This window comes from Sphaerochaeta sp. UBA5836, from assembly GCF_002432845.1.
In the GTDB taxonomy this organism is placed as follows: Bacteria; Spirochaetota; Spirochaetia; order Sphaerochaetales; family Sphaerochaetaceae; genus Sphaerochaeta.
In genome coordinates this window covers 353-6962 of record NZ_DJGW01000071.1, presented here as the reverse complement: position 1 = coordinate 6962, position 6610 = coordinate 353, and the positions used below count along the sequence as shown (strand labels likewise).

At 49.5% G+C, this 6610-nt stretch carries 7 protein-coding genes; all 7 read right to left on the bottom strand.

Translation table 11 applies throughout. The features are described 5' to 3' along the window. On the bottom strand, positions 1–968 hold a 968-nt coding region (locus B3F49_RS05705), incomplete at its 3' end, for an ABC transporter permease (RefSeq protein ID WP_293909644.1). A gap of 88 nt (positions 969–1056) precedes the next feature. Next, entirely contained in the window at positions 1057–2160 is a 1104-nt protein-coding gene (locus B3F49_RS05700; RefSeq protein WP_293890857.1) for an ABC transporter permease, read from the bottom strand. After that, on the bottom strand, positions 2148–3665 hold the full coding sequence (locus tag B3F49_RS05695; RefSeq protein ID WP_293909630.1) for a sugar ABC transporter ATP-binding protein: 1518 nt from the start codon (positions 3663–3665) through the stop codon (positions 2148–2150). The genes B3F49_RS05700 and B3F49_RS05695 overlap by 13 nt, the downstream gene beginning before the upstream one ends. A gap of 106 nt (positions 3666–3771) precedes the next feature. Then, positions 3772–4758: a substrate-binding domain-containing protein gene (locus tag B3F49_RS05690; RefSeq protein ID WP_293909628.1), complete on the bottom strand. Its 987-nt coding sequence runs from the start codon at positions 4756–4758 to the stop codon at positions 3772–3774. A 498-nt stretch (positions 4759–5256) separates the two neighbouring features. Next, positions 5257–5673 carry a type II CAAX prenyl endopeptidase Rce1 family protein gene (locus B3F49_RS05685; protein WP_293909625.1) on the bottom strand — a complete coding sequence of 139 codons (417 nt, stop codon included), beginning with the start codon at positions 5671–5673 and terminating at the stop codon, positions 5257–5259. A gap of 130 nt (positions 5674–5803) precedes the next feature. Then, positions 5804–6220, bottom strand: a complete 417-nt coding sequence (locus B3F49_RS05680; RefSeq protein WP_293909622.1) for a protein-export chaperone SecB — start codon at positions 6218–6220, stop codon at positions 5804–5806. A gap of 35 nt (positions 6221–6255) precedes the next feature. After that, positions 6256–6610 (bottom strand): helix-turn-helix transcriptional regulator (locus B3F49_RS05675; protein WP_293909620.1); only part of this gene is annotated, 355 nt, incomplete at its 5' end.

Here is a 6610-nt window from a genome sequence, read left to right as displayed (position 1 = left end):
CGCAGCCAAGGCGGCAGGGTAAGGCTGATCTTTTTCCTGTCACGCAGGGCCATGATGATGCTCTGAAGCACGATGAAGAAATACAAGAGCAGTCCGCTTACCATCGCTTGGAAGTTTGATTGAACGCCCGCAGCACGGATCAGCTCGTTGATGATCAGCAGCGTCAACGTACCGATCGGGGCTCCAAGCAGGTTGCCTACGCCGCCGTTGAGCAGCGTGCCTCCTATGATGGCCGAGGCTATCGCCTTCATTTCGGCTCCTGCCGCATTTCCGACATTGCCGGCCCCTGTTGTCATGATGTACACGAACCCCGCGATGCCGGCTGTCAAACCACTGATCACATAGGTGATGAATATCGTTCGCTTTACGTTGATGCCGAGCATCATGGCGCTATGACTATTGCCGCCGACGGCGTAGACGTTGCGCCCAAACCGCGACCACTTCATCAAGGAAGCAAGGATGACAAGAAGGATCACCACAAGTATGGTGCCGGGTTTTATCTCACACGGGATGAAGACTCCCAGCCTGTTTCTCGTCCCAAGCCAGGTGATTACAATGTCAAAATCCCTCAACCTCACGAATGCAGGCATGGTCACATTGATGGGATCCTTGTGAAGTGTCGTCAACAGCCCCTGTGCCAGGAACAACCCGGACAAGGTGATGATGAATGGTTGGATTTCAAGATAGGCTATGAGATATCCATGCAGGATTCCGAACGCAATGCCTATGCCCAACGAGATGAGGATGGCGCCTGCGATACTCCCGGATTCGGACTGGAGATAGACTGCACAGGCCATGGTTATCAAGCCGCAAACCGAACCGATGGAGATGTCGATGCCGCCGCCGATCATGACGATGCAAAGCCCGAGTGTCATGATGATGAGCGGAGCATTGAGGTTGAACAAGTCAAAAAACGTCTGGAACTGCAGGAAACTGGCCGGATACCTGATGATTGCAAAGATGTACATCAGTACAAATATGACTGCAGCGATGAGAAAGAGGATATTCGAATTCGATAACCTTGTTTTTGGTTTGATTGCGTTTACCGATGCCATCCTATTCCTCCTTCTTCCCGGCTCTGCCGGCGGGCTCATTGGTTGCATACAGCGGCGCCCCGCCCTTGGCTTGGCTTGCAGGAGTTCTCCAAGCCCGTACCTTGTCCATGGTTTTTTTGATATGCACCCTGACAACCGGTGATGCAACCACCATGAGAATGATGATGAAGATTGCCTTGAAGACCTTGATCATCGCGGGTTCTATCTCCAGCCTGAGCAGGGTCCTGTTGAGCATCTCAATCGTGTACGCTCCGATTATCGAACCGGTAATGCTGAACTTTCCACCGCCCAGCGAGTTTCCGCCTATTGCCACGGCAAGGATGGCATCCATCATGATCAGCTTGAGCAAGTTGACGCTGTCGTGGCGCCCCGCCTTGTTCACTGCGATGAATCCTGCAACCGCGCTGCAGAATCCCATGATCAGGAATGTCACAAAGATGACTTTTTTCGGATTGATGCCATTCAGGCGTGCCGCATTCGGGTTGATCCCCACACTCTCTACATAGAGCCTGAGCGTTGTAGTCTTGAACACTACGGCAACAAGTGCGATGAAGACAGCCGTCAGGATGATCGGAGTCTGTATCGGGAAGCCCGGTATTACCGTACCGATTTTATTCGATATGTCGTTGGCCAGGATGGGGGACAGTTTCCCGTCGATCATGAAGGCTATGGACCGGCCTCCGGTAAAGAGTATGAGCGATGCAACCATCGGTTGCACCTTGAATATCGAAACCAGGGTGCCGTTGAATGCGCCGAGGGCCAAGCCTGCTACACAGCTGAGGAGGAAGCCGACCACAATGGTAAGCAGCGTGACTTCGCCGGCTTGCAGGACATACATGACGAATACAGCCGATGTGATGGTGGCGCTTTCCCCGATGCTGATGTCCTGTCCCCGTGAGGCTGCAGTCACCAATGTCATGCCTATGGACAGGATGACCAGCTCGGAGGCCCCGAACAGGATATTCGGGATATTCCCGTAGAAAGCTCCGTTCACCATGGTGATGCGGAAATAGTCGGCGCCCTTTATCAGGTTGATGATGATCAGCAGCGTCATAACCGAGAGGGGAAGGAACAGGTGGGAAAAGTTCTTGATCAATTTGCGCATACGGTCTTTCCTCCCTGTGCTATCACCCTCATCACTTCGTTCTCCGTCAACTCCGATCCCTTGAGTTCTCCTATGATCTCGCGGTCTTTCATGACTATCAAGCGGGAACAGGTTCTCAGCATCTCATCAATTTCTGAAGAGATGAAGGTCAAGCTCATTCCTTCAGCAGCGAGCTTGATCACGAGTTTCTGAATCTCAACTTTGGTGCCGACATCGATTCCACGGGTGGGTTCATCCAGGATCAGGTACTCCGGGTGGGTGAGCAGCCACCGGGCAAGGATGACTTTCTGCTGGTTCCCACCGGAGAGCGATCTGATCGGCGTGTTGGGAGTCGGAGTCTTGATGTTCAATTTCTCGATATACTCTTCTGCAAATGCCTGTGCCTGTTTCATTGAGAAGGGTTTGAAAAATCCTTTCAGGACCTGCAGGGTCAAAACGATGTTGTCCCGTACCGACAGGTCTGCGATGATCCCATCGTCTTTGCGGTCTTCAGGCAGATATCCTATTCCGTGTTGTATGGCATGCAGGGGTGTTTTGATCCTTACTTGTTTGCCTTTCATTTTTACTTCACCGCCGGTTACCTTGTCTGCTGCGAAAATGGCGCGGGCGCTTTCACTGCGTCCGGAGCCGAGCAACCCGGCAAATCCGTTCACTTCACCTTTTTGTATGGAGAAGTTGAAGGGTTTTACTCCTTTGGCACTTGAAAGGCCAATACATTCAAAGACAGGGACGGTGGAGTCGGTTGCAACCGGCTCATGTTTCTTTAATTTGGTGATGTCCTCCAGCTCATTGCCCAGCATCTTTGCGATGAGGTCGAATTGGGAGAGCGAGGATGTTTCATATTCACCGACCAGCTTCCCGTTGCGTAGCACGGTAATCCTGTCGCTGATTTCGTATACCTGTTCGAGAAAGTGGGTTATGAAGATGATTCCCACGCCACGCTCTTTCAGCTCACGCATGAGGGCGAAGAGTTTCTGTACTTCGTCCTCATCAAGAGAGGACGTTGGCTCGTCGAGTATGAGGATCTTGCAGTCCATATCGACGGCACGGGCAATCGCAATCATCTGCTGTACTGCAAGCGAGCAGCTTGAAAGCTCCTGGGTCGGGCTTGCTGGAATACCCAGCGACCCAAGCAGCTGTACCGCATCCGCGTTCATCTGCTTCCAGTTCACCAGCGCTCCGCATCTGCGTCCGATATACATGTTCTCAGCCACAGTCAAATTGGGGCAGAGCATTATTTCCTGATAGACGGTACCTATCCCCTTGTTTTGCGCTTCTTCCGGCGTCTTGAAGTGGATGGGCTCGCCCTGCAAGGTGATGATGCCGGCGTCTTTTTCGTAGACTCCGGTAATGACTTTTATCAGTGTGGATTTGCCCGCCCCGTTTTCGCCCATGAGAGCATGGATCTCACCCTTTCGGAGCTTGAAGTCCACGCCATCCAGAGCTTTGACGCCAGGAAATGATTTGCTGATATCCGTCATTTCGAGTATGGTTTCTGACAACAATCAAAGGTCTCCTTAATACGCATACGGAACAAGCGAAGTGCGGTGCGGTATGCAGAACCAAATCCGCACACCACACTGCACACATTTCGTTGTTGTGACTGAAAACCTACCTGGTGATTACACCCTTGCCTGGATCTGCGTTGATCCCCCATTTGTCGATGAGTTCATCGGTGATGGTTTCGGTAGTCAAGAGCAATTCTTCCTGATAGACAATTCCACTAGGCATGCTGCCGCTCTTGATCCACTTGGAGATCTCGGCTGCCTGGCGAGGATTGCACTGCATGTCGGCATCCCAGTAACCGGCCTGCACGTTCCGAAGAGCAAATCGGTTGAAGTCAAATCCGATGACCTTGACCTTGCCGCCCTTTCCGTGGGTGATGCCGGCTGCTTCGAGAGCCTGGACGGCACCTTGTGCCATACCATCATTCTGTGCGTAGATGACGTTGAAATCCTTGCCTGCTGCAATTGCTGCTTCAACAATCTTGCGGGCTTCTTCAAGACTCCAGCTGTCTCCACCTGTTCCATCGGCAACGATGTTGAGCTTGCCTGCTTTTGCGGCTTCGAGTACGGCTGCACTTCGGCCGATTTCAGCTGCAGAACCCATCTGTCCACGGATGAGAATCAGGTTGATCTCGGGAAGACCAAGGCTCAACACCCATTCCACTGCTTTCTTGCCTTCATAGGCCATGTCGGAGAGCAGGGCAGCCTGGTAATTGGATTTGTCCGTGTCGATTGCGCGGTCAAAGAGAATTACTTTTATGCCGGCATCTTTTGCGGATTTGAGGGTGTCGTCCCATCCTGAAGCGTTTGCTGCTGAGATCAAGAGGTAGTCCACTCCGTCACGGATGTAGCCTTTCGCTGCAGCAATCTGCTCGCTGTTGTCCATGGTGTTGGTCTGCTTTGCGTCATAGCCGTTGGCTTTTGAAAACACTGTGTTCATGTCTTCAACGTTAGCCTGCCGATATCCGGATTCTTCCGGTGGCAGGTTCACAATACCCACCTTGATGAGGCCGGACTCTTTCTGACCTTGGGCGAACAGCACGCCTGAACCCAACAGTAATAGAATCATCAAAATACCTAGAGCTTTTTTCATGTTCTCCTCCTTTTTAGGGAATCATAAAAATTTGGATAGTTGTTTTGCGGCAACGCCGCATCTTCCATGAAAAGCCTAAGGCCTGCTATGTCAGAAGTACATGAGCTATTCTCTTGAGTTTGGTATGATATTTTCCTTGTAAAAACCAAATTCCAAGAAAGGAAGAAGAATGTTTGCTATCTTATGAAAAAGGTACGTTTTCTTACGATATCAGCAAAGACATCGTACAAATCGTAAAATAGGTGAAGGGGTGGTAAAAGAAAGGGCTGGGTTTGCTTGGCTTCCTTGGGGTGCAATGCCTCGGTGGCCTCTGGAAGGAAAATCACTCAACAAGTTGACTGATTTTAAGGATGGGTGCATGGGATGGCCCACCTTGGCTTCAGTAAGAGGTCTACAAGGTGGTGCTTGCAGTTAGAAAGGTTTTCAGCCAAAGAAATCTCTGATTTTCTTATGAATATCAGTTCCTGGAAAAATTCTGGGTTGTGTCGGTAACGATGATCAGGGGTGTGCATTGAACAGGAAGGTGAGTATCACAACATCCAAAATGGCATGGACCGCCCATGCGAAGAGGAATCCCTTGGTTTCCAGGATTGATTTTGTGAGAGAAAATCCGATGTATGCTACCAGGACAGCACCAAGCGTCCATTTCGGAGCAATGCCCCAATAATGGACAAAGCCGAAGACAAGGGAACCCAGGGCCATTGCCCAAGTGGGTGAGAGCCCGGCGTTTTCTGTTGATGTAACGTATGATAGGCGAAAGACCACCTCCTCGGTGAATGCATTTACGGCTGCCATAGGCAAAACCATGATGAGGTTGGGCCAAAGCTTGAAGGAATATCCTGATGCGGATGTTTGGAAATAGAGTACCAAGCCGGTGACGGCCGCCATGATGAGGCCGATGGTCCATCCAGTCATTTCCCAGCGCTCTTCTTTTCTCAAGCCGAGAAGAAGCTGAGCACGAGAGCACTAGTAGAAAGAAAAAGGGGAGGGGGGACAAACGTCAAGGGGCATATTGGGTGATTCGGTAGGATGGATACCGGGCAAGTTACTCTTTCGATTTATCGGGGGCTTCTTCTTGTTTTTTATCCCTGATCTCCTTGAAATTTATTGTTGGAATAAATATTGGATTGATCCCTGAATGAAGTGTGATATTGGTCACAGTCTCACGGAGATAAGGAAATACAAGCGCTGGCGCATTAATACTCAGGAACTCATCCAGTGAAATGGGCATTTCATCTTTTTCAGTAATATCAAACAATCCTATCATGCAACAGGTTAAAGTAACCTCTTTCTTTGTTGTTTCCGATAACTCAAGTTTCAAGTTAACCTGGGCTGTTTTCTTATCTTCATCAACTGATGATCCGATTTGGACCTTGAAGGAATATTTAAGCGGAGTCGATACTTCCGGCGCTCTTTGGAAGCTGAGCTCTGTAATAAAAATGTTCTTTATGGGTATACCCATTTTACACTCCTTGACTTTTTGGTTAGTCAGTAACCTCAACACCTAAACAAACATCCCTCAAAATGAGGAATGTCTGCATAGCTGTCGATTACGCCGGATACAACATCAGTTACCGCAAAACTACAAGTATATACTTCATTCTTGTCTTTGAATTCAAACGAAGGAACCATATCCAATACCATGGAAATCTCACAGAGTTTATCCAATGTAAGGTTTCTGTCTCCATTGAGTATCTGGGAAATATTGGAAGGAGATGTTTCAAGAGCTCTTGCAAGATCAGCCTTGTTAAACTCCTTCAAATTCATTGCATCAAGAATTCTCTTGGAAACCTCATTTCGGAACATTCTTTTCCGAATTCTTGGGTTATCCATGTAATTCTTTGCAATTTCT